The 26422-nt window shown below is 72.5% G+C and carries 22 protein-coding genes and 1 pseudogene; 9 read left to right on the top strand and 14 right to left on the bottom strand.

The genetic code is table 11. The annotated features are described in order from the left end of the window. Positions 1-18 precede the first annotated feature (18 nt). The gene (locus tag ACIQM0_RS08030) at positions 19-942 is read left to right on the top strand and encodes a rhomboid family intramembrane serine protease (protein WP_401284513.1); all 924 of its coding nucleotides are present in this window, start codon (positions 19-21) and stop codon (positions 940-942) included. A 116-nt stretch (positions 943-1058) separates the two neighbouring features. On the opposite strand, the gene ACIQM0_RS08025 is transcribed toward ACIQM0_RS08030, so the two are convergent. The 3 genes from ACIQM0_RS08025 to ACIQM0_RS08015 form a co-directional block, all read right to left on the bottom strand. Continuing rightward, complete coding sequence (locus tag ACIQM0_RS08025) at positions 1059-2519, bottom strand: glutamate synthase subunit beta (RefSeq protein ID WP_401284511.1); 1461 nt, start codon at positions 2517-2519, stop codon at positions 1059-1061. Further along, entirely contained in the window at positions 2512-7071 is a 4560-nt protein-coding gene (gene gltB, locus ACIQM0_RS08020; protein WP_401284509.1) for a glutamate synthase large subunit, read from the bottom strand. Before gltB ends, ACIQM0_RS08025 begins: the two co-directional genes overlap by 8 nt. A gap of 423 nt (positions 7072-7494) precedes the next feature. Then, complete coding sequence (locus tag ACIQM0_RS08015; RefSeq protein ID WP_401284508.1) at positions 7495-8229, bottom strand: VIT1/CCC1 transporter family protein; 735 nt, start codon at positions 8227-8229, stop codon at positions 7495-7497. Between the two features lie 265 nt (positions 8230-8494). Between ACIQM0_RS08015 and ACIQM0_RS08010 the strand changes: the two genes are divergently transcribed. From ACIQM0_RS08010 to ACIQM0_RS07980, 7 genes are read left to right on the top strand one after another with little or no spacing between them, the layout of a single operon-like run. Then, the gene (locus tag ACIQM0_RS08010; protein WP_401285092.1) at positions 8495-9670 is read left to right on the top strand and encodes an ADP-ribosylglycohydrolase family protein; all 1176 of its coding nucleotides are present in this window, start codon (positions 8495-8497) and stop codon (positions 9668-9670) included. Then, complete coding sequence (locus ACIQM0_RS08005) at positions 9667-10884, top strand: ADP-ribosylglycohydrolase family protein (RefSeq protein ID WP_401284506.1); 1218 nt, start codon at positions 9667-9669, stop codon at positions 10882-10884. Before ACIQM0_RS08010 ends, ACIQM0_RS08005 begins: the two co-directional genes overlap by 4 nt. Continuing rightward, on the top strand, positions 10814-12016 hold the full coding sequence (locus ACIQM0_RS08000; protein WP_401284504.1) for an ADP-ribosylglycohydrolase family protein: 1203 nt from the start codon (positions 10814-10816) through the stop codon (positions 12014-12016). The genes ACIQM0_RS08005 and ACIQM0_RS08000 overlap by 71 nt, the downstream gene beginning before the upstream one ends. Further along, complete coding sequence (locus ACIQM0_RS07995) at positions 12013-13395, top strand: ADP-ribosylglycohydrolase family protein (RefSeq protein WP_401284502.1); 1383 nt, start codon at positions 12013-12015, stop codon at positions 13393-13395. The genes ACIQM0_RS08000 and ACIQM0_RS07995 overlap by 4 nt, the downstream gene beginning before the upstream one ends. Further along, the gene (gene rbsK, locus ACIQM0_RS07990; RefSeq protein ID WP_401284501.1) at positions 13392-14276 is read left to right on the top strand and encodes a ribokinase; all 885 of its coding nucleotides are present in this window, start codon (positions 13392-13394) and stop codon (positions 14274-14276) included. Before ACIQM0_RS07995 ends, rbsK begins: the two co-directional genes overlap by 4 nt. Further along, positions 14273-15472, top strand: a complete 1200-nt coding sequence (locus ACIQM0_RS07985) for a CaiB/BaiF CoA transferase family protein (RefSeq protein WP_401284499.1) — start codon at positions 14273-14275, stop codon at positions 15470-15472. The genes rbsK and ACIQM0_RS07985 overlap by 4 nt, the downstream gene beginning before the upstream one ends. Further along, positions 15469-16329 carry an HpcH/HpaI aldolase/citrate lyase family protein gene (locus tag ACIQM0_RS07980; protein WP_401284497.1) on the top strand — a complete coding sequence of 287 codons (861 nt, stop codon included), beginning with the start codon at positions 15469-15471 and terminating at the stop codon, positions 16327-16329. Before ACIQM0_RS07985 ends, ACIQM0_RS07980 begins: the two co-directional genes overlap by 4 nt. A 150-nt stretch (positions 16330-16479) precedes the next feature. On the opposite strand, the gene lgt is transcribed toward ACIQM0_RS07980, so the two are convergent. The 11 genes and pseudogenes from lgt to hisI all read right to left on the bottom strand — a co-directional run. After that, positions 16480-17469, bottom strand: coding sequence for a prolipoprotein diacylglyceryl transferase (gene lgt, locus ACIQM0_RS07975; RefSeq protein WP_401284495.1), 990 nt, complete (start codon positions 17467-17469; stop codon positions 16480-16482). A gap of 98 nt (positions 17470-17567) precedes the next feature. Next, entirely contained in the window at positions 17568-18395 is an 828-nt protein-coding gene (locus tag ACIQM0_RS07970; RefSeq protein WP_401284493.1) for a thioredoxin domain-containing protein, read from the bottom strand. A gap of 75 nt (positions 18396-18470) precedes the next feature. Continuing rightward, positions 18471-19283 (bottom strand): tryptophan synthase subunit alpha, encoded by an 813-nt coding sequence (gene trpA / locus ACIQM0_RS07965; protein ID WP_401284491.1) that lies wholly within the window; start codon positions 19281-19283, stop codon positions 18471-18473. Continuing rightward, entirely contained in the window at positions 19280-20563 is a 1284-nt protein-coding gene (gene trpB, locus ACIQM0_RS07960) for a tryptophan synthase subunit beta (RefSeq protein ID WP_401284489.1), read from the bottom strand. Before trpB ends, trpA begins: the two co-directional genes overlap by 4 nt. 145 nt (positions 20564-20708) lie before the next feature. Further along, positions 20709-20924, bottom strand: coding sequence for a tryptophan biosynthesis modulator TrpM (gene trpM, locus ACIQM0_RS07955; RefSeq protein ID WP_385353210.1), 216 nt, complete (start codon positions 20922-20924; stop codon positions 20709-20711). A gap of 8 nt (positions 20925-20932) precedes the next feature. Continuing rightward, positions 20933-21742, bottom strand: a complete 810-nt coding sequence (gene trpC, locus ACIQM0_RS07950; RefSeq protein ID WP_363021419.1) for an indole-3-glycerol phosphate synthase TrpC — start codon at positions 21740-21742, stop codon at positions 20933-20935. Positions 21743-21857: 115 nt separating this feature from the next. Beyond that, positions 21858-22433, bottom strand: coding sequence for a DUF2752 domain-containing protein (locus ACIQM0_RS07945; protein WP_401284486.1), 576 nt, complete (start codon positions 22431-22433; stop codon positions 21858-21860). Between the two features lie 80 nt (positions 22434-22513). Next, positions 22514-22762 (bottom strand): HGxxPAAW family protein, encoded by a 249-nt coding sequence (locus ACIQM0_RS07940; RefSeq protein WP_401284484.1) that lies wholly within the window; start codon positions 22760-22762, stop codon positions 22514-22516. A gap of 139 nt (positions 22763-22901) precedes the next feature. Then, positions 22902-23561, bottom strand: a complete 660-nt coding sequence (locus ACIQM0_RS07935) for a TIGR02234 family membrane protein (RefSeq protein WP_401284482.1) — start codon at positions 23559-23561, stop codon at positions 22902-22904. An 84-nt stretch (positions 23562-23645) separates the two neighbouring features. Next, positions 23646-25133 carry an anthranilate synthase component I gene (locus ACIQM0_RS07930; RefSeq protein ID WP_401285089.1) on the bottom strand — a complete coding sequence of 496 codons (1488 nt, stop codon included), beginning with the start codon at positions 25131-25133 and terminating at the stop codon, positions 23646-23648. 210 nt (positions 25134-25343) lie between these two features. After that, a pseudogene (gene hisI, locus ACIQM0_RS07925) lies at positions 25344-25694 on the bottom strand (phosphoribosyl-AMP cyclohydrolase); the annotation flags it as partial. Between the two features lie 84 nt (positions 25695-25778). Here hisI and ACIQM0_RS07920 point away from each other — a divergent pair. After that, positions 25779-26411, top strand: coding sequence for a TIGR03085 family metal-binding protein (locus ACIQM0_RS07920; RefSeq protein WP_401284480.1), 633 nt, complete (start codon positions 25779-25781; stop codon positions 26409-26411). Positions 26412-26422: the final 11 nt, after the last annotated feature.

Here is a 26422-nt window from a genome sequence, read left to right as displayed (position 1 = left end):
CCGATGAAGGAGCCGGCCATGGAGGCCGCCATCACCACGTGCTTTCGCCATCCCTCGTACGAGACGTATGTGAGCTGTACCCGCTGTGAGCGCTTCATCTGCCCGGACTGCATGCGCGAGGCCGCGGTCGGCCACCACTGCGTGGAGTGCGTGAAGGAGGGGCGGCGCTCGGTCCGGCAGGCGCGGACGGTCTTCGGCGGGGCGGTGGCCCGGAGCGCGGTGCCGCTCGTCACCTATGTGCTGATGGGCCTGAACATCCTGGTGTACCTGGTCGAGCTGGTGCGCCCGGGGATCGTCGACCGGTTCGGGATGACGGGTGCGGGGCTGGCCGGTCCGGACGGCAGCCAGTACGTCTACGTGACCGGCGGCTTCCCCGGCCTCCAGGTGATCGGGGTGGTGGACGGCGAGTGGTACCGGCTGCTGACCAGCGCCTTCCTGCACCTGCCGCCCGGCGATTCCTCCCTCGGCTCGGTGCCGTTCGGGGTGCTGCACATCGCCTTCAACATGTACGCGCTGTGGAACCTGGGCCGGGTCGTCGAGGAGCAGCTGGGGCGGGTCCGCTATCTCGCGCTGTACCTGCTGTCCGCGCTGGGCGGTTCGGTGCTGGTGTACCTGATCGCGCCGCTGGACACCGCGGTGGGCGCCTCCGGTGCGGTCTTCGGGCTCGCGGCGGCCTTCTACGTCATCAACCGGCGGCTGGGCCGGGACGCGCACGCGGTGAACAGGTTCCTGGCCGGGTTCCTGGTCTGGATGGTGATCTCGGCGGGCTTCACCTCGTGGCAGGGGCATCTGGGCGGGCTGCTGACCGGTGCGTCGGTGACGGTCGTCTACGCGTACGCCCCGGCGGAGCGCCGTACGGCGGTCCAGGCCGCCGGGTGCGTGGTGCTGTTCGCCGTGCTGATGCTGCTGGTGGTCCTCAAGACGTCGGCGCTGACGGGCTGAGCCAGGCATGCCCGCCCCGGGACGCGCCACGGCGCCTGCCGAATCGTCCGGTCGGGGACGGGCAGGCGCCGCGTTCAGTTCCGTACGCCGTTGTACGGGACGTCTGTGTGCCGTGATCAGACCATCATGGAACGGTCCGTCGGGCGGATCGGGGCCGGCAGTGCGCTGGCCCCGGTGAGGAAGCGGTCCACGCCGCGTGCCGCGGAGCGGCCCTCGGCGATGGCCCACACGATGAGGGACTGGCCCCGGCCGGCGTCGCCGGCGACGAAGACGCCATCGACATTCGTAGCGTACTGGTCGTCGCGGGCGACGTTGCCACGGGCGTCGAGTTCCACGCCGAACTGCTGAACGAGACCGTTGGCCTGGTCGGTGCCGGTGAAGCCCATGGCGAGGGTGACCAGCTGGGCGGGGATCGTCCGCTCGGTGCCGGGCTTCTGCGCCGGCTTGCCGTCCTTGAACTCCACCTCGATGAGGTGGAGCGACTGGACGTTGCCGTCCTCGTCGCCCTCGAAGTGGGTGGTGGAGACGGAGTAGATCCGCTCGCCGCCCTCCTCGTGCGCGGAGGTGACCTTGTAGAGCATCGGGAAGGTCGGCCAGGGCTGGCCGGCGTTCCGGTCCTCGCCCGGCCTGGGCATGATCTCCAGCTGGGTGACGGAGAGCGCGCCCTGCCGGTGGGCGGTGCCGACGCAGTCCGCGCCGGTGTCGCCGCCGCCGATGACGACGACGTGCTTGCCCTCGGCGGTGATCGGGGAGACCGTCAGGTCGCCCTCCTGCACCTTGTTGGCGAGCGGCAGGTACTCCATCGCGAAGTGCACACCGTTGAGCTCGCGTCCCGGGACCGGAAGGTCGCGGGAGACGGTGGCACCGGCGGCGATGACGACGGCGTCGTAGCGGCGGCGCAGCTTGGCGGCGTCGACGTCCGTGCCGACCTCCACCTCGGTGCGGAACTTGGTGCCCTCGGCGCGCATCTGCTCGATGCGGCGGTTGATGTGCGACTTCTCCATCTTGAACTCGGGGATGCCGTACCGGAGGAGGCCCCCGATGCGGTCCGCGCGCTCGTAGACGGCGACCGTGTGGCCGGCCCGGGTCAGCTGCTGGGCGGCGGCGAGTCCGGCGGGGCCGGAGCCGATGACGGCCACGGTCTTGCCGGAGAGGCGCTCGGGCGGCTGCGGGGTGACGTCGCCGCGGTCCCACGCCTGGTCGATGATGGAGACTTCGACGTTCTTGATGGTGACGGCCGGCTGGTTGATGCCGAGCACACACGCCGACTCGCACGGGGCGGGGCAGAGCCGCCCGGTGAACTCCGGGAAGTTGTTCGTGGCGTGCAGCCGCTCGGACGCGGCCGTCCAGTCCTCGCGGTAGGCGTAGTCGTTCCACTCGGGGATGAGGTTTCCGAGCGGGCAGCCCTGGTGGCAGAACGGGATGCCGCAGTCCATGCAGCGGCCGGCCTGCTTGCTGATGATCGGGAGCAGCGAGCCGGGAACGTAGACCTCGTTCCAGTCCTTGACGCGCTCGTCGACGGGGCGGGTCTGGGCGACCTCGCGGCCGGTGGTCAGGAAGCCCTTGGGGTCAGCCATTGGTCGCCGCCTCCATCATCTTCTCGGTGGTCTCCTGCTCGGAGAGACCGGCGAGCTCAGCGGCGTCCTTGGCGGCGAGCACTGCCTTGTAGGTGGACGGGATGATCTTGCTGAAGCGGGCCACCGCGGTGTCCCACTCGGCGAGGAGCTTCTCGGCGACCGTGGATCCGGTCTCCTCCTGGTGGCGGCGCACGGCGTCGTGCAGCCACTGCCGGTCGGTGTCGGAGAGCTCCTCGACCGCGCCGAGGTTCCCGGCGTTGACGTGGTCGCGCTTGAGGTCGATGACGTACGCGACGCCGCCCGACATGCCGGCCGCGAAGTTGCGTCCGGTCTCGCCGAGGACGACGGCGTGTCCGCCGGTCATGTACTCGCAGCCGTGGTCGCCCACGCCTTCGGAGACGACCGTGGCGCCGGAGTTGCGGACGCAGAACCGCTCGCCGGTGCGGCCGCGCAGGAACAGCTCGCCGCCGGTGGCGCCGTAGGCGATGGTGTTGCCCGCGATGGTGGAGTACTCGGCGAGGTGGTCGGCGCCGCGGTCCGGGCGGACGACGACGCGGCCGCCGGAGAGGCCCTTGCCGACGTAGTCGTTGGCGTCGCCCTCCAGGCGCAGCGTCACACCGCTGGGGAGGAAGGCGCCGAAGGACTGGCCGGCCGAGCCGGTGAAGGTGATGTCGATGGTGTCCTCGGGCAGGCCCGCACCGCCGAACTTCTTCGTGACCTCGTGGCCGAGCATGGTGCCGACGGTCCGGTTGATGTTGCGGATCGCGATCTGCGCGCGGACCGGCTGGGCGGTCTCGGCGCTGCCGGCCTTCAGGGCGTCGGCGGCGAGCTTGATCAGCTCGTTGTCGAGGGCCTTGGCCAGGCCGTGGTCCTGCTCGGCGATCTGGTGGCGGACGGCGCCCTCGGCGAGCTCGGGGACGTGGAACAGCGGGGCGAGGTCGAGGCCCTGGGCCTTCCAGTGCGTGATCGCGCGGTCGGTGTCGAGCAGCTCGGCGTGGCCGACGGCCTCTTCGATCGTTCGGAAGCCGAGCTCGGCGAGGATCTCGCGGACTTCCTGGGCGATGAACTCGAAGAAGTTGACGATGTACTCGGCCTTGCCGGAGAACCGGTCCCGCAGGACCGGGTTCTGCGTGGCGATGCCGACCGGACAGGTGTCCAGGTGGCAGACGCGCATCATGACGCAGCCGGAGACGACGAGCGGCGCGGTCGCGAAACCGAACTCCTCCGCGCCCAGCAGCGCGGCGATGACGACGTCGCGGCCGGTCTTGAGCTGGCCGTCGGTCTGCACGACGATGCGGTCGCGCAGTCCGTTGAGCAGCAGCGTCTGCTGGGTCTCGGCGAGGCCGAGCTCCCAGGGTCCGCCCGCGTGCTTCAGCGAGGTGAGCGGGGAGGCGCCCGTTCCGCCGTCGTGGCCGGAGATGAGGACGACGTCCGCGTGTGCCTTGGAGACACCGGCGGCGACCGTGCCGACGCCGACCTCGGAGACCAGCTTCACATGGATGCGGGCCGCCGGGTTGGCGTTCTTGAGGTCGTGGATCAGCTGAGCCAGGTCCTCGATGGAGTAGATGTCGTGGTGCGGCGGCGGGGAGATCAGGCCGACGCCCGGGGTGGAGTGCCGGGTCTTGGCGACCCACGGGTAGACCTTGTGGCCGGGCAGCTGGCCGCCCTCGCCGGGCTTGGCGCCCTGCGCCATCTTGATCTGGATGTCGTCCGCGTTGACCAGGTACTCGCTGGTGACACCGAAGCGGCCGGAGGCGACCTGCTTGATGGAGGAGCGGCGTGCCGGGTCGTAGAGCCGGTCGGCGTCCTCGCCGCCCTCACCGGTGTTGGACTTGCCGCCCAGCTGGTTCATGGCGATGGCGAGGGTCTCGTGCGCCTCGCGGGAGATCGAGCCGTAGGACATGGCGCCGGTGGAGAAGCGCTTGACGAGGTCGGAGACGGGCTCGACCTCTTCGATGTCGATGGCCTCGCGGTCCGAGGTGAAGCCGAACAGGCCGCGGAGCGTCATCAGCCGCTCGGACTGCTCGTTCACCCGGCCCGTGTACTGCTTGAAGATGTCGTAGCGGCGGTTGCGGGTGGCGTGCTGGAGGCGGAAGACCGTGTCCGGGTCGAACAGGTGCGGTTCGCCCTCGCGGCGCCACTGGTACTCGCCGCCGATCTCCAGCGCGCGGTGCGAGGCGGAGATGCCGGTGGCGGGGTAGCCCTTGGCGTGCCGGGCGGCGACCTCCTTGGCGACGACGTCGAGCCCGGCGCCGCCGATCTTGGTGGCGGTGCCGTTGAAGTACTGGGCGACGAAGTCCTCGTTCAGGCCGACGGCCTCGAAGACCTGGGCGCCGCGGTAGGAGGCGACGGTGGAGATGCCCATCTTGGACATCACCTTCAGGACGCCCTTGCCCAGCGCGTAGATGAGGTTGCGGATGGCCTGCTCGGCCTCGATGCCCTCGATGAAGGTGCCGGCCCTGACCAGGTCCTCGACGGACTCCATGGCCAGGTACGGGTTGACCGCGGCGGCGCCGAAGCCGATCAGCAGCGCGACGTGGTGGACCTCGCGGACGTCACCGGCCTCGACCAGCAGACCCACCTGGGTGCGCTGCTTGGTACGGATGAGGTGGTGGTGGACGGCCGAGGTGAGCAGCAGCGACGGGATCGGCGCGTGCTCGGCGTCGGAGTGCCGGTCGGACAGGACGACCAGGCGGGCGCCGTCCTCGATGGCGGCGTCGACCTCGCCGCAGATCTCCTCGATCCGCGCGGCCAGCGCCTCGCCGCCGCCGCCGACCCGGTAGAGGCCGGAGAGCGTGGCGGCCTTCATGCCCGGCATGTCGCCGTCGGCGTTGATGTGTATGAGCTTGGCCAGCTCGTCGTTGTCGATCACCGGGAACGGCAGCGTGACGCTGCGGCAGGCGGCGGCGGTCGGCTCCAGGATGTTGCCGGCCGGGCCGAGCGTGGAGCGCAGCGAGGTGACGAGCTCCTCGCGGATGGCGTCCAGCGGCGGGTTGGTGACCTGCGCGAACAGCTGGGTGAAGTAGTCGAAGAGCAGCCGGGGCCGGGCGGACAGCGCGGCGATCGGCGAGTCCGTGCCCATGGAGCCGAGCGGCTCGCCGGCGGTGCGGGCCATCGGGGCGAGGATGACGCGGAGCTCTTCCTCGGTGTAGCCGAAGGTCTGCTGGCGGCGGGTGACGGAGGCGTGCGTGTGCACGATGTGCTCCCGCTCGGGGAGGTCCTCCAGCTCGATCTCGCCGGTCTCCAGCCACTCCTGGTAGGGCTGCTCGGCGGCGAGGGACGCCTTGATCTCGTCGTCCTCGATGATGCGGTGCTCCGCGGTGTCGACGAGGAACATCTTGCCGGGCTGCAGGCGGCCCTTGCGGACGACCTTGGCGGGGTCGATGTCCAGGACGCCGACCTCGGAGGAGAGCACGACGAGGCCGTCGTCGGTGACCCAGTAGCGGCCGGGGCGCAGACCGTTGCGGTCGAGGACCGCGCCGACCTGGACGCCGTCGGTGAAGGTGACGCAGGCCGGGCCGTCCCAGGGCTCCATCATCGTGGCGTGGTACTGGTAGAAGGCGCGCCGGGCCGGGTCCATGGAGTCGTGGTTCTCCCACGCCTCGGGGACCATCATCAGCACCGAGTGCGGCAGCGAGCGGCCGCCGAGGTGGAGCAGTTCCAGGACCTCGTCGAAGGAGGCGGAGTCGGAGGCGTCCGGGGTGCAGACGGGGAAGATCCGGTCCAGCCGCTCCTTGCCGAAGAGGCTGGAGGCGAGCTGGGACTCGCGGGCCTTCATCCAGTTGCGGTTGCCCTTGACCGTGTTGATCTCGCCGTTGTGCGCGACGAAGCGGTACGGGTGGGCGAGCGGCCAGCTCGGGAAGGTGTTGGTGGAGAAGCGCGAGTGGACCAGCGCGACCGTGGTGGCGAACCGGTCGTCGGAGAGGTCCGGGAAGAACGGCTCCAGCTGCCCGGTGGTGAGCATTCCCTTGTAGACGATCGTGCGGGCGGAGAGCGACGGGAAGTAGACCCCGGTCTCACGCTCGGCGCGCTTGCGCAGCACGAAGGCCTTGCGGTCCAGGACGATCCCGGTGCTCTCGCCGTCCGCGACGAAGAGCTGACGGAACTCGGGCATGGTGGCGCGGGCGCCCTTGCCGAGGATGTCGGGGGTGACCGGGACGTCGCGCCAGCCGAGGACCTTCAGGCCCTCCTCGGCGGCGATCTTCTCCAGGCCGCGGACGGCGGCCGTGGAGTCGTCCGCGGGCAGGAACGCGATGCCGACGGCGTAGGCACCGGCCTCGGGGAGGTCGAAGGGGACCTCGGCGCGGAGGAAGGCGTCCGGTACCTGGAGCAGGATTCCGGCGCCGTCACCGGAGTCGGGCTCGGATCCGGTGGCGCCGCGGTGTTCGAGATTGCGCAGTACGGTCAGCGCCTGCTCTACCAGCTCGTGGCCGGCCACACCGGTCAGAGTGGCCACGAACCCGACGCCACAGGCGTCGTGCTCGTTGCGGGGGTCGTACATCCCCTGCTGGGCGGGGCGACCGTCCATGGGCGACCAGGCGTCGGTGCGCATCGGCTCTCCCGTCGTCGTCGTGGCATATGAACAGCCGAGGGACGACGTTGGCCCTCTGCGAAATTTCGTGCAGATTACATGATGGGACGCTTCTCAAGAAGCGGATAGCTTGTTCCAACATACGGACACCGCGAGGGCGGTGGAGTGGGTCGCAGTCGGAGGATCGGCGCCCGGGGAGACCACAGAGGGCAGGCGTCGTTGCCTGCGGTGTCTACGGCTCATGCCCGGCGGCAGCGGAAACGAAACCGCCGGGTAACGACTACTTATGTGTAGCCCTGCATAGAGTCTCATTTTACGTCGCGCCGGGCCGTTCCGCCCAGTGGCGGGTGCCAAGACGTACGTCACACGGATGGCGCACACGTTACGGGCCGGGATCGAGGTTCCGATCCCGGCCCGTGACGCGGGGCGTACCCCCGGAGCGGCTCAGCCTCCGACGGCGACGCCGAACAGCATGCCGAGACCGTAGGTGAGCGCGGCGGCCGTCCCGCCGAGCACCAGCTGACGCAGTCCGCTGAACCACCAGCTGCGGGCCGTGACCCGGGCCACCACCGCGCCGCAGCCGAAGAGGCCGATCAGGGCGAGCAGCACGGCCGGCCACAGGGCGTTCGCGCCGAACAGGTACGGCAGCAGGGGCAGCAGGGCACCGAGCGCGAAGGCGCCGAACGAGGACACCGCGGCGACGAGCGGCGAGGGCAGATCGCCCGGGTCGATGCCGAGCTCCTCGCGGGCGTGGATCTCCAGGGCCTGCTCCGGGTCGCGCGACAGCTGCCGGGCGACCTCGCGGGCGAGGCCGGCCTCGACCCCGCGGGACTCGTAGAGCTCGGCGAGCTCCCGCTCCTCGTCCAGCGGGTGCTTGCGCAACTCCCGGCGTTCCACGTCGAGTTCGGCTTCCACCAGCTCGCGCTGCGAGGCGACGGAGGTGTACTCGCCGGCTGCCATGGAGAAGGCGCCCGCGGCCAGACCGGCCAGCCCGGTGATCACGATCGTCCGGTGCGAGACCGCACCGCCCGCGACACCGGTCATCAGGGCCAGGTTCGAGACGAGACCGTCCATGGCACCGAACACCGCCGGCCGCAGCCAGCCACCGTTCACATCGCGGTGGGTGTGGTTGTCCCGGTGCGCCTCGTGCAGTACGGCGTCGGTCTCGATGATGGACACAGCTCTCCCCTTACTCCGGCAGCGGGTCCCACCCGCTCCGGCCCCGCTCGACACCATCGAAAATACGCACGAAAAATGGCCCCCGCCAGCAAGGCAGGCCGTACTTACCACTGTCCGTGACCAGATAGGTACGGCTTGCCTTGCTGTCGGAAGGCCGTCATCCGAGTGGCCCTTTTGTTGTGATTGTCGGCCTCTGTCATGGCTCCGCGTGGGACAGATCCCACAGGTACGGGAACTGGCTCGGTACGAGCGAAGGGTCGACGCGATGGAGCTGATCGCAGGAAATCCGGCAGCGCCGCGGACGGACGGCACGCGGGCGGCGGCACACGGGGCACCGGCCCCGGGCGAAACGGCCCGGGGCGGTCCGGGTGACCGGGCCAGGGGTTCGTTGCTGGGCCTCGCGGTCGGCGACGCGCTGGGCGCCCCCGCGGAGAACATGCGGCCCTCCGAGATCCGCCGCCGCTGGGGCCGGATCGAGGGCTTCGTGAGCGACGACCCGGCGGGCACCGACGACACGGAGTACGCGATCTTCTCGGGTCTGCTGCTGGCCCGGCACGGTTCCGCGCTGACCGTCAGCCATGTCGAGCGGGCCTGGCGGCTGTGGATCGCGGACGTGGACGAGGGGCCGTTCCGCGGCGCCGGGTTCAGTGAGCGCGGCACCCTGGAGAACCTGCGCCGGGGCCTGGCCGCCCCGATCTCCGCCCAGCACCGGCACGCCTGGAGCGACGGTCTGGCGATGCGGGCGGCACCGTTCGGCGTCTTCGCGGCGGGCCGCCCCGCGGAGGCGGCCCGGCTCGTCGCGGTGGACGGCCGGGTCAGTCACGAGGGCGAGGGCATCTACGGCGGCCAGGCGGTGGCGGCCGGGGTGGCGGCCGCGATGACGGGGGCCGGGGTCACCTCCGTGATCGCCGCCGCGCTCTCCGTCGTGCCCATGGACTCCTGGACCGCGCGTTCGCTGCGCCGCGCGGTGACGGCCGCCCAGCGCCCCTACCCAGACCGGCTCACGATGGAGCGCGCGGTGCGCTCGGCCGTGGTCATCGGCGGCTACCCGTGGACGGACCTGGCGCCGGAGGCGGTGGGGCTGGCCTTCGGGGCGTTCGCCGCGGCGCGCGGCGACTTCCGTACGGCGGTGCTGACCGCGGTCAACATGGGCCGCGACGCCGACACCACGGCGGCGGTGGCGGGCGCCCTGGCCGGGGCGCTGCACGGGGCCTCGGCCATTCCGCGCCCCTGGGCGGAGGCGATCGGCCCGGTCCGGGGCAGCTGCCTCCCGTCGATGCGCGGCTACCACGTCCTGGACATCGCGGAGCTGCTCACCCCGGCGGAGGCGGACGAACGGATGGAACGCCCCGCTCCCGGACCGGGCGGCGGGGCGCCCCCACCCGGTGAAGCCGCCGGCCGCCGGGACATCCGCGCCGACGCACCGACGGTGCGCCCATGACCGGCACCGGCCGCCGCGCCCGGATCGAGGGGCTGCTGCTCGGGCTGGCCGCCGGGGACGCCGCGGGGTGGCCGGCCGCGCGGCACCGGGCGGCCCGGATGCCGGAGTGGACCCGGCGCCTCACCCGCGAGCTGGACACCTTCGCCGAGCAGAACGCGACCACCACACTGCCCGTCCCCATCGCCCTCAACCAGCCGCCCGAACCCCTGCGGCTCGGCCCGTCCGACGACGCCGAATGGGCGGCGTTCGCGGCCGGGACCGTCCTGACCTCGGCGGCGGGCCCGCTGCACGGCCTCTCCCCCGGCCGCCGGATGCGGGCCGCGGTGGACGTCGCCTGGAACGCGCTGGCCGCCGAGGTCGCCGCGGCCGCCGCACGGGCACCCGAGGTCGAGTCGGCGGTCCTGCCGCTGCGGGCCCGGATCTCGGTCCGGGCCGGGCTCGGCAACCTGGCCGCCGGGCTGCGCCCGCCCGCCACCGGCCACGACAACCCGCACTACTTCGACGACGCGGCGTGTGTGCGGGCCGCCGTACTGGCCGTCGTCCACCCCGGCGACCCCGCGGCGGCCGCCGACCTCGCCGAGTTCGACGCGCGCTACACCCAGGACGGCGACGGGGTGCACGGTGCGCGGGCGATGGCCGCCGCCATCGCCGCGGCACTCGGCGGGGCGGACGTGGACACGGCGGTGAACGCCGCGCTCGCACAGCTCCCCGAAGGCACCGAGATCGCCCGCAACGCCGCCCACGCGGTCCGGATCGCCCGCGACTTCGCCGGTGAGACGGCCGGCGCCTTCGCCCTCGTACCGGTGCTGGAGCACCAGATCGTCGACCACGTCTACAGCTACGGGATCGCCGCGGCCGAGACCGTCCCGGTGGCCCTCGCCCTCGCCACCGCGGCCCGGGGCGAGATCGCGCAGGCCGTACCGTCCGCGGCCTGCCTGTCCCGGGTCGCCGATTCGGCGCCCGCCCTGGCCGGCGCGCTGACCGGTGCGCTCGGCGGCATCGCCACCGTGCCCGACGGCTGGCGCGAGGCCTGCCGCACCCTGGCGGGGTGCGCGCTGCCCCGTTTCGCGGGCACGGATCTGATGGAACTCGCCGGGCTGCTGGCAGACACGGAACCAGCACTCCCGGGTGGACAATTCGGACATGACATCCACAGTGCCCCTGGCGCCCACGAGGTCCGCACCGTCCACGACGCCCACAGCGCTCACCCTTGATGAACGGATCGCGGGCGCGCTCGTCGGCGCCGCGGTCGGTGACGCGCTCGGCGGTCCGGTCGAGGGCCGGCCCCCCGAGCAGATCGCGGCCCGGCACGGCGGGCGGATCACCGGCGTCGTCGGCCCCTGGGACGGCGACGACTGGCGCACCGCCCGCCCCATCGCCCCGTACCACAAGGGCGACGGGCACGTCACCGACGACACCTTGATGACCCATGCGCTGGTCCGGGTGTACGGGAAGGTACGCGGCCACCTCGACGCGTACTCCGTCGCCGACCACCTCGTGCCGGAGCTGATCTCGAACCCCCGCTGGATTCCGGAGCTGGAGGCCGAGGCGCTGCCGCTCCAGCGGATCTTCCTCGCGGAGAAGTGGATCGTCGCCCGGCTGCACTACGGCCATGTCGACCCGCGCGAGGCGGGCTCGGGCAACATCGTCAACTGCGGTGCGGCGATGTACATGGCGCCGGTCGGCCTGGTGAACGCGGCCCATCCGCAGGCCGCCTACGCCGAGGCCCTGGACGTCGCGGGCGCCCACCAGTCGTCGTACGGAAGGGAGGCGGCCGGAGTCTTCGCCGCCGCCGTCGCCGCGGCCTGCACGCCCGGGGCGACGCCCGCGTCGGTCGTGGAGACCTGTCTGTCGCTCGCCAAGGACGGCACCCGGGCCGCCATCGAGGCGGTGTGCGAAACGGCCGCCGGGTACCGGGACTTCGAATCCGCCCTGGCCCCGATCCGGGAGGCCGTCGCCCCCTTCGACACCGTCGGCCCCGACTACCGCGCCCCCTCGCTCGGCGCCCGCCGCCCCTCCCGGCTCCACGCCATCGAGGAACTCCCCGTCGCGCTCGGCATGTTGCTCGTCGGGGACGGGGACTACCGGCGCACGGTCCTCGGATCGGTCAACTACGGGCGGGACTGCGACTCGATCGCCACCATGAGCGGCGCCGTCGCGGGCGCGCTGCACGGCGAAGGGGCGATCCCCGCCGACTGGGTGAGCACGGTCGCCGGGGCCAGCCGCCTCGATCTGCACGCCCCGGCCCGGACCCTGACCGAGGTCGCCCGCGAGGTGTTCGCACACGACACGGCCCGCCGCCGCGCCCACGAGGCCGCCTTCGCCGCGCTGGCGGGCACCGCGTGAACACCAGGGTGCGGGCCACCTGGGTGCAGCCCGAGGACCTGGTCGGGCACGAGCTGCGGCAGGCCGCGGAGGACGGGCGCGACGCCCGGGACATCGAGCGCCGGTGGTACGAGGCCGGCGGCTCGCCCGCCCCGGACCGCGCGGGCGCCTCCGAACCGCCCGCACCGCCGGAACTGCGCGCGGTCGCCGAGCACCTGCTCGACGAACTCGCCCTGCTGGAATCGCCGTTGGCCGAGGACGAGCCGACCGGCCTGGACGCGATCCGGGCCGCCTGCCCGCACTGGCCGCGCCCCCGCACGGACCCGGCCGGCGTGGGCCGCGACCGGCTGCACGCGGCCTGGCTGGGACGCGCCGCCGGCTGTCTGCTGGGCAAGCCGGTCGAGAAACTGCCGCTGGAGGGCATCCGCGCGCTCGCCCGCGCCACCGGGAACTGGCCGCTCTCCACCTGGTTCACCGCCAAGGGGCTGCCCCCGGGCCTGTCGGCCACGTACCCCTGGAACCGGCGCTCCGCGAGCACCTCGCTCGCCGAGAACATCGACGGGATGCCGGAGGACGACGACCTCAACTACCCGCTGCTGACCGTCGTGCTGCTCCAGCGGTACGGCCGGTCGTTCACCACCGCCGACCTCGCCCACCTCTGGCTGGACGAGCTTCCGGCGGGCCGGACGTTCACCGCGGAGCGGGTCGCTTACCGCAATCTGCTCGACGGCGTCGAGCCGCCGGACACCGCACTGCACCGCAATCCGTTCCGGGAGTGGATCGGCGCCCAGATCCGGGCCGATGTGCACGGCTGGACGCATCCCGGCGACCCGGCCGCGGCGGCGGAGCAGGCCCACCGGGACGCGGTCCTCACGCACAGTGGGAACGGGGTGTACGGCGCGATGTTCACCGCGGCGGCGCTCGCGGAGGCGGCCGGCGGCGAGGCCGACGTGCACGGCTGCCTGGCCGCCGGGCTCAGGGTCGTGCCACCGCGCTCGCGGTTCGCACGGGCGGTACGGGACGGTGTCGCGGCGGCCCGCGGCACGTCCGGCTTCGACGCGGTCGTCGACCGGCTCCACGACACGTACGGCAGGTACCACTGGGTGCATGTGCTGCCCAACGCGGCGCTGCTCACCGCCGCGCTCACGCACGCCGACGGCGATTTCACCGGCTCGATCTGCCGCGCGGTGTCCGGCGGCTGGGACACCGACTCCAACGGGGCGACCGCCGGTTCGCTCGCCGGACTGCTGGCCGGGCGGCCCGAGGCGCTGCCCGACCGGTGGACCACCCCGCTGAAGAACCGTCTCGCCACGTCCGTCCCCGGGTTCGACTCGGTCGGCTTCGACACGCTGGCCGACCTGACCCACCGGCTCACCCATCAGGAGGCACTCCGCCCATGACCGGTATCGCGGTGCTCGGCAGCACCAATATGGATCTTGTGGCCTACGTCGACCGGGCTCCGGAACGCGGACAGACCGTCACCGGACGCGAGTTCCGCACCGTGCCCGGCGGCAAGGGGGCCAACCAGGCCGTCGCGGCCGCCCGTGCGGGCGGCGACGTGATGATGATCGGCGCGGTCGGCAACGACGAGTACGGCGTCCGGCTGCGGGAGAACCTGGAGCACTCGGGCGTCGACACCGATCTGCTGCACACCGCGGAGGGGCCCAGCGGAACGGCGCACATCGTGGTGGACTCCAAGGGCTCCAACGCGATCGTGGTCATCCCCGGCGCCAACGGCGCCGTCACCGCGCTCGGTCCGGGCGAGATCGCCGCCATCGCGGAGGCCGATCTGCTGCTGCTCCAGCTGGAGCTGCCGATGTCCGCCGTGATCGAGGGGGCGCGGGCCGGCCATGCCCAGGGGGTACGGATTCTCCTCACCCCCTCCCCCGTGCGGCAGCTGCCCGACGAACTGCTGGACTGCGTCGACCTGCTGATCCCCAATGAGCACGAGGCGGCCGAGCTGTCCGGGCACTCCGAACCGCACGCGGCGGCCGAGGTACTGCTCGGCCAGGTGCCCGCGGTCGTCATCACACTCGGCTCGAAGGGCTGCCTGTACGCGGCACGGGGCCGCACGGCCATGCACTTCCCCGCCCCCGACGTCACCGCAGTCGACACCACCGGCGCCGGCGACACCTTCGCCGGGGCGCTCGCGGTGGCGATCGGCGAGGGGCGGCCGGTGCCGCAGGCCATCGCCTGGGCCTCGTCGGCCGCCGCGCTCTGCGTACAGAAACCCGGCGCCTCTACGTCCATGCCGTACCGCAGCGAAATCGACGCCGCATGACCGGGCCCGCGGCCGCGCCGCTCACCGGACTCCGGGTCATCGATCTCGCCACGCTCTTCGCGGGCCCCCTGTGCGCCACCATGCTCGGTGACTACGGCGCCGACGTGATCAAGGTCGAGCATCCGGGGCGGCCCGACCCGTCCCGGGGACACGGCCCCACGAAGGACGGCATCGGGCTGTGGTGGAAACTGCTCGGCCGCAACAAACGCACCATGACCCTCGATCTGTCCGGGCCCGGCGGCCGCGACCTCCTGCTGCGGCTCGCCGCGGACACCGATGTGATCATCGAGAACTTCCGGCCGGGCACGCTGGAGCGGTGGGGCCTCGGCTGGGAGGAGCTGCACGCCGTCAATCCCCGGCTGGTCCTGGCCCGGGTCACCGGCTTCGGCCAGTTCGGCCCGTACGCGCACCGGCCCGGCTTCGGCACGCTCGCGGAGGCGATGAGCGGATTCGCGGCGATCACCGGGGAGCCGGACGGGCCGCCGACGCTGCCGCCGTTCGGTCTCGCCGACTCGATTGCGGCCATCGCCACGGCGTTCGCGGTGATGACCGCGCTGGCCGGGCGGGAGCGGACCGGTGAGGGGCAGGTCGTCGACCTCGCGATCATCGAGCCGATCCTCACGGTGCTCGGCCCGCAGCCGCTCTGGTACGACCAGCTCGGTTACGTCCAGCCGCGCACCGGCAACCGTTCGCGCAACAACGCCCCGCGCAACACCTACCGCACCTCGGACGGCCAGTGGGTGGCCGTATCCACCTCCGCGCAGTCCGTCGCCGAGCGGGTGATGCGCCTGGTGGGACGGGCGGAGCTGATCGACGAGCCGTGGTTCGGCTCCGGCACCACCCGCGCCGACCACTGCGAGGAGCTCGACGAGGCGGTCGGCAACTGGATCGTCCGGCACACCCGGGACGACGCGGTCTCCGCGTTCGAGAAGGCGGAGGCGGCCATCGCGCCCGTCCACGACATCCGCGACGTGATGGAGGACCCGCAGTACCGCGCGCTGGACTCCATCACGGAGGTCGACGACCCCGAGCTGGGCCCGCTGCGGATGCAGAACGTCCTGTTCAGGCTCTCCGGCACCCCGGGCGCGATCCGCTGGGCGGGCCGGCCGCACGGGGCGGACACCGAGGAGATCCTCACCGGGCTCGGGCTGACCGGCCCGGAGATCTCGGCGCTGCGGGCGGAGCGGGTCCTGTGACCCCGGCGATCCCCCTCACCTGGCTGTACGTCCCCGGGGACCGGCCGGACGTGGTGCGCAAGGCGCGTGCGTCGGGGGCGGACGTGGTGATCGTGGACCTGGAGGACGCCGTCGCCCCGGACCGCAAGGAGTACGCGCGGGCCGCCACCACGGAGCTCCTCTCCGCACCCGTGGACGCCGATGCGGTGCCGGTCCATGTCCGGGTCCACACCGAGGCCGACGTCCTGGCCCTGGCCGGGCTGCCGGGCCTCGCCGAACTGCGGCTGCCGAAGATCACGCACGCGGCGTCCGTCCATCACATCGCGGCGCTGGCCCCCGGGGTCGCGCTCTGTCCGCTGCTGGAGTCGGCACTCGGCATCGAACACGCCTACTCGGTGGCCGCCGCCCACCCCCAGGTGCGGTCCATCGCCCTGGGCGAGGCGGATCTCCGGGCCGATCTGGGGGTCCGGGACGATACGGGGCTCGACTGGTCGCGCAGCCGGACGGTGGTCGCGGCCCGTGCGGCCGGGCTGGCCCCGCCCACCCAGTCGGTGTTCCCGGACGTCAGGGACCTGGACGGCCTGTGGGCATCCTGCGCCCATGGGCGGGCGCTGGGGTTCCTCGGCCGGGCGGCGATCCACCCCCGGCAGCTGCCGGTGATCGAGCGGGCGTTCCGGCCGACGCCGCAGGAGATCGAGGCGGCGCAGGAGATCGTCGAGGCGGCCAGGACGGAGGCGGGCGCGCTGGCCCTGCCGGACGGCCGTTTCGTGGACGCGGCGGTGGTGGCCTCGGCCCACCGCACGCTCGCCCTGGCCGGCCGGACGGTGGTGGCCGCGCCCCGCCCAGGTGGCACGCGTCCAAGCCCGTCCGGCGATTGAGGACGCCACGGTCCGCGGAGCACCGGTCACAGACGGCAGGAACAAGCCGTCCGGCGATTGAGGACACCCGGCGACGGTGGTCGCGGCGCACACAACGTGACGAGGGGCCGCCGAATCGCTCGGCGGCCCCTCGTCGTCGTTAGGTCGGCGTCAGCCCTTGGCCGTCTCCGCCGCATCCTTCGTCTTCGACGCGTCGGACTCGGCCGCGACGTCGCCGGACTCGGCATCACCCGACTCGGCGTCACCGGACTCGGCGTCACCGGACTCCGCGTCACCCGACTCCGCGTCCTCGACGCCTCCGGCGTCCACCGCGTCAGGAGCCTCCGGCTCCCCCGGCTCGACGATCTCCTCGCGCCCCGGCCGTACCTTCGCCGAGATCACGAAGTAGACCACCGCGAGCACGAACACGATCAGCGCGGTCCATACGTTCAGGCGCAGGCCCAGGATGTGGTGGGCCTCGTCGACGCGCATGTACTCGATCCACGCGCGACCGGCGCAGTAGGACGCGACGTACAGCGCGAACGCCCGCCCGTGGCCGAGCTTGAACCGGCGGTCCGCCCAGATCACGAGGAGGGCCACGCCGATGCACCACAGCGACTCGTACAGGAACGTCGGGTGGTACGTGCCCGCCATCCGGTTGGGGCCCTCGCTGATCTTCAGCGCCCACGGGACGTCGGTCGCCCGGCCGTACAGCTCCTGGTTGAACCAGTTGCCCCAGCGGCCACAGGCCTGGGCCACGGCGATACCGGGGGCGAGCGCGTCGGCCCAGGCGGGCAGCGGGATCCCGCGGCGGCGACAGCCGATCCAGGCACCGACCGCGCCGAACGCGATGGCACCCCAGATCCCGAGGCCGCCCTGCCAGATCTTGAAGGCGTCGACCCAGTCCTCACCGTCGCTGAAGTACAGCTGGTAGTCGGTGATGACGTGGTAGAGCCTCCCGCCGACCAGGCCGAAGGGGACGGCCCAGACGGCGATGTCGGCAACGGTGCCGGCTCTGCCCCCTCGGGCGATCCAGCGCCTGTTGCCGAGCCATACGGCGACGAAGACACCGATGATGATGCAGAACGCGTAGCCGCGAAGCGGGATCGGGCCGAGATCGATCACGCCGGTCGACGGGCTGGGAATGTAGGCAAGGTCCATGACAGTGTCGACGCTACCTTGCCGGGCGGGAGGTGCGGCAACCCGCCCGACAACGTCTGGGTAACGAGCCGGTCATCGATTCCCCAGGTTTCCGCCGTTCAGGACCCCGACGGGGCGGGGGTGACGGTGCCCCTCCGCTTGCCCTTGTCGGCCTCGGCGACCCACTTCTTCAGGTTGGCCACGGTGATGGGTTCGTTCCCCTTCTTGGGGAAGATCGACTCACCGTTGAGCAGTGCCGTCGGCGTGCCCTGGAAGCCGCCCTTCTGGAACGCGGTGTTGGACTTCTGGACCCAGCTGTCGTGCGTGCCGTCCTCGACACAGCTGCGGAAGGCGGGCGTGTCGAGCCCGTCGACCTTCTTGGACAGGTCGATCAGCTTGCTGTTGTCACCGAAGGCGTCGTCGGTCTCCTGCGGCTGATTGCGGTACAGGACGTCGTGGTACGCGGAGAACTTGCCCGCGTCCTGGGCACAGGCCGCCGCGTTGGCGGCCTTGAGGGAGCCGCTGCCGCCGAGATTGCCGTCGATCAGCGTGGCGAGGTGGTATTCGACCTTGAGCTGCCCGCTCTGCTCCAACTGGTGGATCGTGTCCCGGAACGCGTTCTCGAACTGGGCGCAGACCGGGCAGCGGAAGTCCTCCCAGATCGTGAGCGTGGACGGGGCGTCGTCCGCTCCCACCTGGATGGCCAGGCTGTCCTTGCCGGTGGCGCCCGAGGGCGCGACGGCGGGACCCGATGCCTTGTTCTTGCTGCCCTTGCCGCCGCTGTTCGCGGCGATCACGCCGACGACGGCGGCCAGCGCAAGGACACCCACCACCGCGGTGGAGACGATCAGCGTGCGGCGGCGGCGCTCTCGCGCCTTCGTCTGCTCACGCTGCTGGATCAGCCGGTCTCGCGCGGCCCTTTTTCCCTCTTGGTTCTTCTCGCTCACACCGCAGCAACGACCCGGGGAGGCACTCGCGTGCCTCCCCGGTCCCAGGTCCACCCATTCGGGTTACGCCGGGTGTCAGCGCTTTCGAACACCTTCGGCCAGATCGGCCGCCAGCGAGCGGACGGCCGCCAGGCCGGCCGCCTCGTCGGGAGCGTCCAGCATGCACTTGACGAAGGCGGTACCGACGATGACCCCGTCCGCGAACCCGGCGACCTCGGCCGCCTGGTCGGCGTTCGAGACGCCGAGGCCGACGCAGACCGGGAGGGAGGTGGTGGCGCGGGTGCGCCGCACCAGGTCCTCGGCCTGTTCGCCGACCGAGACGCGGGTGCCGGTGACGCCCATCAGCGAAGCGGCGTAGACGAAGCCGGAACCGGCCGCCGTGATGGTGGCGAGGCGCTCGTCCTTGCTGCTGGGCGCGACGACGAAGACGGTCGCCAGACCGTGCTTCTCGGCGTGCTCGCGCCACAGCGCGGACTCCTGGACCGGCAGGTCGGGCAGGATGCACCCGGCGCCGCCCGCCTCGGCGAGCTCGGCGGTGAAGCGCTCGACGCCGTACCGGTCGATGGGGTTCCAGTACGTCATGATCAGGATCGGGATCCCGGTCGCCTCGTACGCCTCGCGAACCGTGCGCATGACGTCGGCGATCTTCACGCCGCCGCGCAGCGCGATGTCGTCGGCGGTCTGGATGACGGGGCCGTCGAGGACCGGGTCGCTGTGCGGCAGGCCCACCTCGACGACGTCGGCGCCGCCGGCCACCACGGCCTTGACGGCCGCGATGCCGCCGTCGACGGTCGGGAAGCCCGCGGGCAGGTACGCGATCAGCGCCGCCCGGTCCTCGGCCCTCGCCGCGGCGAGGGTGGAGTTCAGCAGCTCGATGTTGCCGCTCACTTGGCGTCCCCCTCGATCTCGGCGCTGCCGGCCGCGTCCGCCTCGACGGTCGCGTCGGCCTCGTACAGCCCGAAGTACCGGGCCGCCGTGTCCATGTCCTTGTCGCCGCGGCCGGACAGGTTGACCAGGATCAGGCCGTCCTTGCCGAGCTCCCTGCCGACCTCCAGGGCGCCGGCCAGCGCGTGCGCGCTCTCGATGGCCGGGATGATCCCCTCGGTGCGCGAGAGCAGCCGCAGCGACTGCATGGCCGCGTCGTCGGTGACCGCGCGGTACTCGCCGCGGCCGATGTCCTTCAGGTACGCGTGCTCCGGGCCGATGCCCGGGTAGTCCAGACCCGCCGAGATGGAGTACGGCTCGGTGATCTGGCCCTCCTCGTCCTGGAGGACGTAGCTGCGCGAGCCGTGCAGGATGCCGGGCTCGCCCGCGGTCAGGGTCGCCGCGTGCTCGCCGGTCTCCACACCGTGTCCGGCGGGCTCGCAGCCGATGAGGCGGACGTCCGCGTCCGGGATGAAGGCGTGGAAGAGGCCGATGGCGTTGGAGCCGCCGCCGACACAGGCGACCGCGGCGTCCGGCAGCCGGCCGGCCCGCTCCAGGATCTGCCGCCTGGCCTCGACGCCGATGACGCGGTGGAAGTCACGGACCATGGCGGGGAAGGGGTGCGGGCCCGCGACCGTACCGAAGAGGTAGTGCGTGCGGTCCACGTTGGCGACCCAGTCGCGGAACGCCTCGTTGATGGCGTCCTTGAGCGTGCGGGAGCCGGACTTCACGGCGATGACCTCGGCGCCGAGCATCCGCATCCGCGCCACGTTCAGCGCCTGCCGTTCGGTGTCGATCTCGCCCATGTAGATGGTGCATTCGAGGCCGAAGAGGGCGCAGGCGGTCGCGGTGGCGACGCCGTGCTGGCCGGCCCCGGTCTCGGCGATGACCCGGGTCTTGCCCATGCGCCGGGTGAGCAGCGCCTGGCCCAGCACGTTGTTGATCTTGTGCGAACCGGTGTGGTTGAGGTCCTCGCGCTTGAGGAAGATCCGGGCGCCGCCGGCGTGCTCGGCGAAGCGCGGCACCTCGGTCAGCGCGCTGGGCCGGCCGGTGTAGTCGACCATGAGCTCGTTGAGCTCGGCGGCGAAGGCCGGGTCGGCCTTCGCCTTGTCGTACTCGACGGCGACCTCGTCCACGGCGGCGACGAGCGCCTCCGGGATGAACTTTCCGCCGTACGCACCGAAGTAGCCCTCGGCGCTGGGGATCAGACCCTCCGGGTCCGGAATGAAGAAGTCAGATGACATCCGACGTGTGCTCCTCGACATGACAGGGGTGGATGCGTGGATTCACCGTGTCGCGCCGTGAGCGAGCCCCGCCGCGGCCGTGGCCGGGCGGTGCGGTCGTGCGGTTGCGCCGGGTGCGGCGGTGGGTGCGACGGCCGGGGCTCGCTTACTGCGCGGACCCCGTGCGCCATCGCATGCCGTTGACCTGGCCGGGCTCGTCACCGATCACGTACCGCACCCGCCGGCCGTGCACGCGGCGCGCGGGGGCGCGGCAGCCGCGGGGGCGGCAGCCGCGCGCCAGCGGCGCGTGCGGGTCCCGGCCGGTGGCCGCGGCGGGGCGCAGGCCCGGCCGGACACGGGAAGCGGGACGGTCGGCGGACACGGGTGCGGTCAGCTCCGTCCGTGCCGGAGCGCCGGGTGGGCGCCCGCGGCGACCAGGTCGGCGACGGCGCCGCGCGGGTCGCGGCCGGTGACCAGGGACTCGCCGACCAGCACGGCGTCCGCGCCGGCGTTGGCGTAGGCGATGAGGTCGTGCGGGCCGCGGACGCCGGACTCGGCGACCTTGACGATGTGGTCGGGGATCTCGGGGGCGACGCGCTCGAAGGTGGAGCGGTCGACCTTGAGGTCCTTCAGGTTGCGGGCGTTGACGCCGATGATCCGCGCGCCGGCGTCCACCGCCCGCTCCGCCTCCTCCTCGTCGTGCGCCTCGACCAGCGGCGTCAGGCCGATGGACTCGGCGCGCTCGATCAGGGAGACGAGGGCCTCCTGGTCGAGGGCGGCGACGATCAGCAGCGCGAGGTCGGCGCCGTACGCCCGTGCCTCCCACAGCTGGTACGAGGTGACGATGAAGTCCTTGCGCAGGACCGGGATGTCGACCTTGGCGCGGACGGCCTCCAGGTCGGCCAGCGAACCGCCGAAGCGGCGCTCCTCGGTGAGGACCGAGATGACGGACGCGCCGCCGGCCTCGTAGTCCGCGGCGAGTGCGGCGGGGTCGGCGATGGCGGCAAGGGCCCCCTTGGAGGGGCTGGAGCGCTTTACCTCGCAGATGACGGTGACGCCCTCGCCGCGCAGGGCGGCGACTCCGTCCTTCGCCTGGGGAGCGCGCGCCGCGCGTTCCTTCAGCTCATCGAGGCTGACGCGCGCCTGCCGCTCTGCGAGGTCGGCGCGTACGCCGTTGATGATCTCGTCGAGCACACTCACGCGAGCGGCCCCCTTCCGGGACGGTGACAAGGGAACAGGATCAGCCATACCGATGGTATCCGCAGGAGGCCGATGGGCCCGCATCCGGCCGACAGATGTCCCACTACCTGGGCATTCACGGCACCAGCGCCGATCCGAACGGCAGATTCCGGACGAGGGTGAAGAGCATGAGAACGGCTCCGACGCCCCACCAGTGGACGGGCCTCAGCGCGATCCGTACCGGTTTCCCGGCGGCGGCGCGGAGCATCCACAGGACCCAGAGGACGGCGAAGATCCCGTAGCCGGCGACGGCCAGGGCGTTGGAGCCGAGGGCCACCGCGAGGTCGCCGTGGGCGACGGCGTGGGCGCTGCGCAGCCCGCCGCAGCCGGGGCAGTAGATGCCGGTGAAGCGGAGGAGCGGGCAGGCCGGGTAGTGGCCCGGCTCGTTGGGGTCGACGGAGCCGACGAAGGCGAAGGCCCCGATGACGGCGGCCATGACACCGGCCGGGACGGCGATCCGCCGCAGCCGTGAGGCGGGGACGGGGGCCGGGGGGAAGACCGGCGGGAACGGCCCCGGGTGCCCGGCGGGCGGGCCCGGCGCGGGCGGGTGGCCGTCGGGGGCGGGCTGCGGGCCGGGGGCCGCGGAGGCGCCGGGCGCGGCCGGACGGCCCGGTGTCGGCGGGGCGGCGGAGGGTGAGGGCGAAGCGTCCACCCGGTGATTGTCGCCTCTGACGCGGAAAGGCGCAGCCCGGTCCGGGCTGCGCCTCGCGTGCGTACGTCCCGCGGACGGGGTCAGGAGGTCTGCGCCTGCCCGGCGCGGGCCCTGGCCTGGGCCAGCTCCGCGGACTCCTTGGGCATTCCGAGACCGGCGGCCTTCATCGCGAGGCCGACGATCCCGCCGATGAGGGTGACGGCGATACCGGCCCAGAAGCCGAGCGGGTTGGCCGCGACCATGAAGACGCCTGCGATGCAGAAGCCGATGAAGGAGATGATGACACCGGTCCAGGCGGCCGGGGTGTGTCCGTGGCTGCTGCCCGCCATGAGTTTGCTCCTCGTTGGTGTTGCGCTGTTGGTGTTGCTCGGTGTCACTGTGCGCAGAGCCGGTGCCGCTGTGGGTGCCGCTGTGCTGTGAGCTCCGAGCCATTGTCCCGTACGTGCGGACAGGACATGAGCTGGGGGGTCATGCCTCGCGCGTCGGGTCCTCGCCGCGGTCCAGAGCCTTCCACAGGTCCTCCGGCCGGTCGGGATCCATGGCCTTGCGAGGGGCCTTGCGGGGGCGCGGGGTGCCGTCGCGCTCGTACCGGCCGGACATCGTGGGCCAGCACTTGCCGTAGCGCAGGGCGAGCAGCCCGGCGAGCAGGATGAGCAGGCCGCCGGCCGCGGTCACGTAGGGCCAGGCGGTGTGGCTGAGGGCGCCGATGGTGGCGGAGCTGTCGCCGGTGGTCCGGGCGGCCTGCTCGTCGAGGGCGGAGCTGTCGGAGGCGCCGAGGAAGGCACTCAGCGCGGCGCCGAGGCCGCTGAGGGCCAGCAGTCCCGCGACGAGCAGCCGGCCGCTGCTGCGGACGGCGAAGACAGCGACGAGGGCGGCAAGGCCGACGATGGCGAGGGCGGCCGGAAGACCGGTGACGTCCTGTCCGTCGGCGCTCAGCGGCAGGGTGCCGCCGCCGACGGCGGCCCGGCCCTCGGCCCACGTCTGCCCGGAGGCGAGCAGAACGACGGTGGCACCGGCCGCCCCGAGGAGCAGGCCGGCGGCCAGGCTTCGGCGGCTTCCCGCGCTGTCGGGCGCGGGGACGGCTTCGGCACGGGGCTGGGGTACGGGGACAGCGCTCACGTGTCCCACTATCCCCTACCGCCCCGGGGTGACCGGCACACGGGGGGTGTGAGATTGGAGCCCCGGTCGCACCCCCGGTCGACCGGCGGGCGCTCAGGCGCCGCCGAGGCGGTTGGCCGTGTGCACGGCGCGCAGCACCGCCGCGGCCTTGTTGCGGCACTCGGTGTCCTCGGCGACCGGGTCGGAGTCGGCGACGACGCCCGCCCCGGCCTGGACGTATGCCGTTCCGTCGCGCAGCAGGGCGGTGCGGATGGCGATGGCGGTGTCGGAGTCCCCGGCGAAGTCGAGGTAGCCGACGCAGCCGCCGTACAGGCCGCGGCGGGTGGGTTCGAGTTCCTCGATGATCTGCATGGCGCGGGGCTTCGGCGCGCCGGAGAGGGTGCCCGCCGGGAAGCAGGCGGTGAGGACGTCGAAGGCGGTGCGGCCCTCGGCGACGCGGCCGGTGACGGTGGACACGATGTGCATCACGTGGGAGTACCGCTCGACCGACATGAAGTCGACGACCTCGACGCTGCCGGGTTCGCAGACCCGCCCCAGGTCGTTGCGGCCGAGGTCGACGAGCATCAGGTGCTCGGCGCGTTCCTTCGGGTCGGCGAGGAGTTCCTCGGCGAGGGCCTGGTCCTCCTGCGGGGTGGCGCCGCGGTGCCGGGTCCCGGCGATCGGGTGGACCATCGCGCGGCCGTCCTCGACCTTGACGAGTGCCTCGGGGCTGGAGCCGGCGACGTCGAAGCCGTCGAACCGGAAGAGGTACATGTACGGCGAGGGGTTGGTGGCGCGCAGCACCCGGTAGACGTCCAGCGCGCTCGCGGTGCACGGGGTCTCGAAGCGCTGGGAGGGGACGACCTGGAAGGCCTCGCCGGCCCTGATGCGCTCCTTCACGTCCTCGACGGCGTCCTGGTAGGCCTTGCCGCCCCACAGCGCGGTGTACGGCGGGAGTTCGGAGGGCGGCAGGACGGCGGGGGTGTTCTCGACGGGGCGGCGCAGGTCCTGCTCCATGGCGTCGAGGCGGGCCACGGCGTCGGCGTACGCCTCGTCGACGCCGGTGGACAGGTCGTTGTGGTTGATCGCGTTGGCGATGAGCAGGACGCTGCCGGCCCAGTGGTCGAGGACGGCGAGGTCGGAGGTGAGCAGCATGGTCAGCTCGGGGAGCTTCAGGTCGTCGCCGCCGCTCTCGCCGATCCGCTCCAGCCGCCGCACGATGTCGTAGCCGAGGTAGCCGACCATGCCGCCGGTGAAGGGCGGCAGTCCGGAGTCCGGTTCGTGCGGGGTGTGCAGGGTCTCGATGGTGGCGCGCAGGGCCTGGAGCGGGTCGCCGTCGACGGGGACGCCGACCGGCGGGGTGCCGGTCCAGTGGGCCTGGCCGTCCTTCGAGGTGAGCGTGGCGGCGCTGCGTACCCCGATGAAGGAGTAGCGCGCCCAGGTGCGGCCGTTCTCCGCGGATTCGAGGAGGAAGGTGCCGCTGCGTTCGCCCGCGAGCTTGCGGTAGAGCCCGACCGGGGTGTCGCCGTCCGCGAGGAGCCGGCGGGTGACGGGGATGACGCGCCGGTCGACGGCCAGCTTGCGGAAGGTGTCGAGATCCATGGCGGCAGCCCCTACTGTCCGAGGGGGTGTCTCGTCGACCAGGGCCGGATCAGGCCGCGGAGTCTGGTGCGGTGCATCGCAAGGCGCCGGGGCGTCCTCATCGCGGAGCGATTTGGGCGTTTCGGCAACGCCGCGAGGTGCCGTGCCAGACTCCGCGGACCCGGCCCTGGTCGGCGAGACACCCCCCGCAGGAAGGACGTCGGCGTCGAAACAGGTGCGGTCGCCGGTGTGGCAGGCGGCACCCGTCTGGTCGACCCGGACGAGGACGGTGTCGGCGTCGCAGTCCAGCGCGACGGACTTGACCTGCTGGACGTGGCCGGAGGTGTCGCCCTTGACCCAGTACTCCTGGCGGCTGCGCGACCAGTAGGTGCAGCGGCCGGTGGTCAGGGTGCGGTGCAGGGCCTCGTCGTCCATCCAGCCGAGCATCAGCACCTCGCCGGTGTCGTACTGCTGGGCGATGGCCGGGACCAGTCCGTCGGCGCCGCGCTTGAGGCGGGCGGCGATGGCGGGGTCGAGGCCGCTGGCGGGCGGTGGGGTGCCGGGCGTGGGCGTGCTGGTCATGTGCCCATTGTGCCGTGGCGGAGAGGGCCGTCCGGGCGTGCGTCCACTGGGCGGACGCTGGACAGCGGTCGTACGCTGGCGCACATGTCGACCCATGCGAAGCGCGAACGACTTCTGCTCGCCGATCTGTTGGAGGCGGCGGGCCCGGAGGCCCCGACCCTCTGCCACGGCTGGACGGCCCGGGACCTGGCGGCCCATGTGGTGGTGCGGGAGCGCAGGCCCGACGCGGCTGCCGGACTGCTGATCGGCCCGCTGAAGAACCGGAGCGAACGGATCACGAACGAATTCACCTCGAAGCCTTACGAGGAACTGGTCCAGCTCATCCGTACGGGGCCGCCGAGGATGTCCCCGTTCGGGGTGAAGCAGCTGGACGAGGCCGCCAACACCGTCGAGTTCTACGTCCACGCGGAGGACGTGCGCCGGGCCCAGCCCGACTGGTCGGCGCGGGAGCTGGACCCGGTCTTCGCCGATGTCCTGTGGTCGCGTACGGAGAAGGCGGCCCGGATGCTGGGGCGGAAGGCCCCGGTGGGGCTGGTGCTGCGCCGCCCCGACGGGCAGACCGCCGTCGCGCACAAGGGCACCCCGGTGGTGACGGTGACCGGTGAGCCGGGCGAGCTGCTGCTGTTCGCGTTCGGGCGGCAGGACGCGGCGCGGGTGGAGCTGGAGGGCGACCAGGAGGCGATCTCCCGGGTGACGACGGCGAAGCTCGGTATGTAGGTCCGGGGGCG

The sequence above is a fragment of the Streptomyces sp. NPDC091387 genome (genome assembly GCF_044756945.1).
Taxonomy (GTDB): domain Bacteria; phylum Actinomycetota; class Actinomycetes; order Streptomycetales; family Streptomycetaceae; genus Streptomyces.
This window is presented reverse-complemented; position numbering and strand designations above follow the sequence as displayed.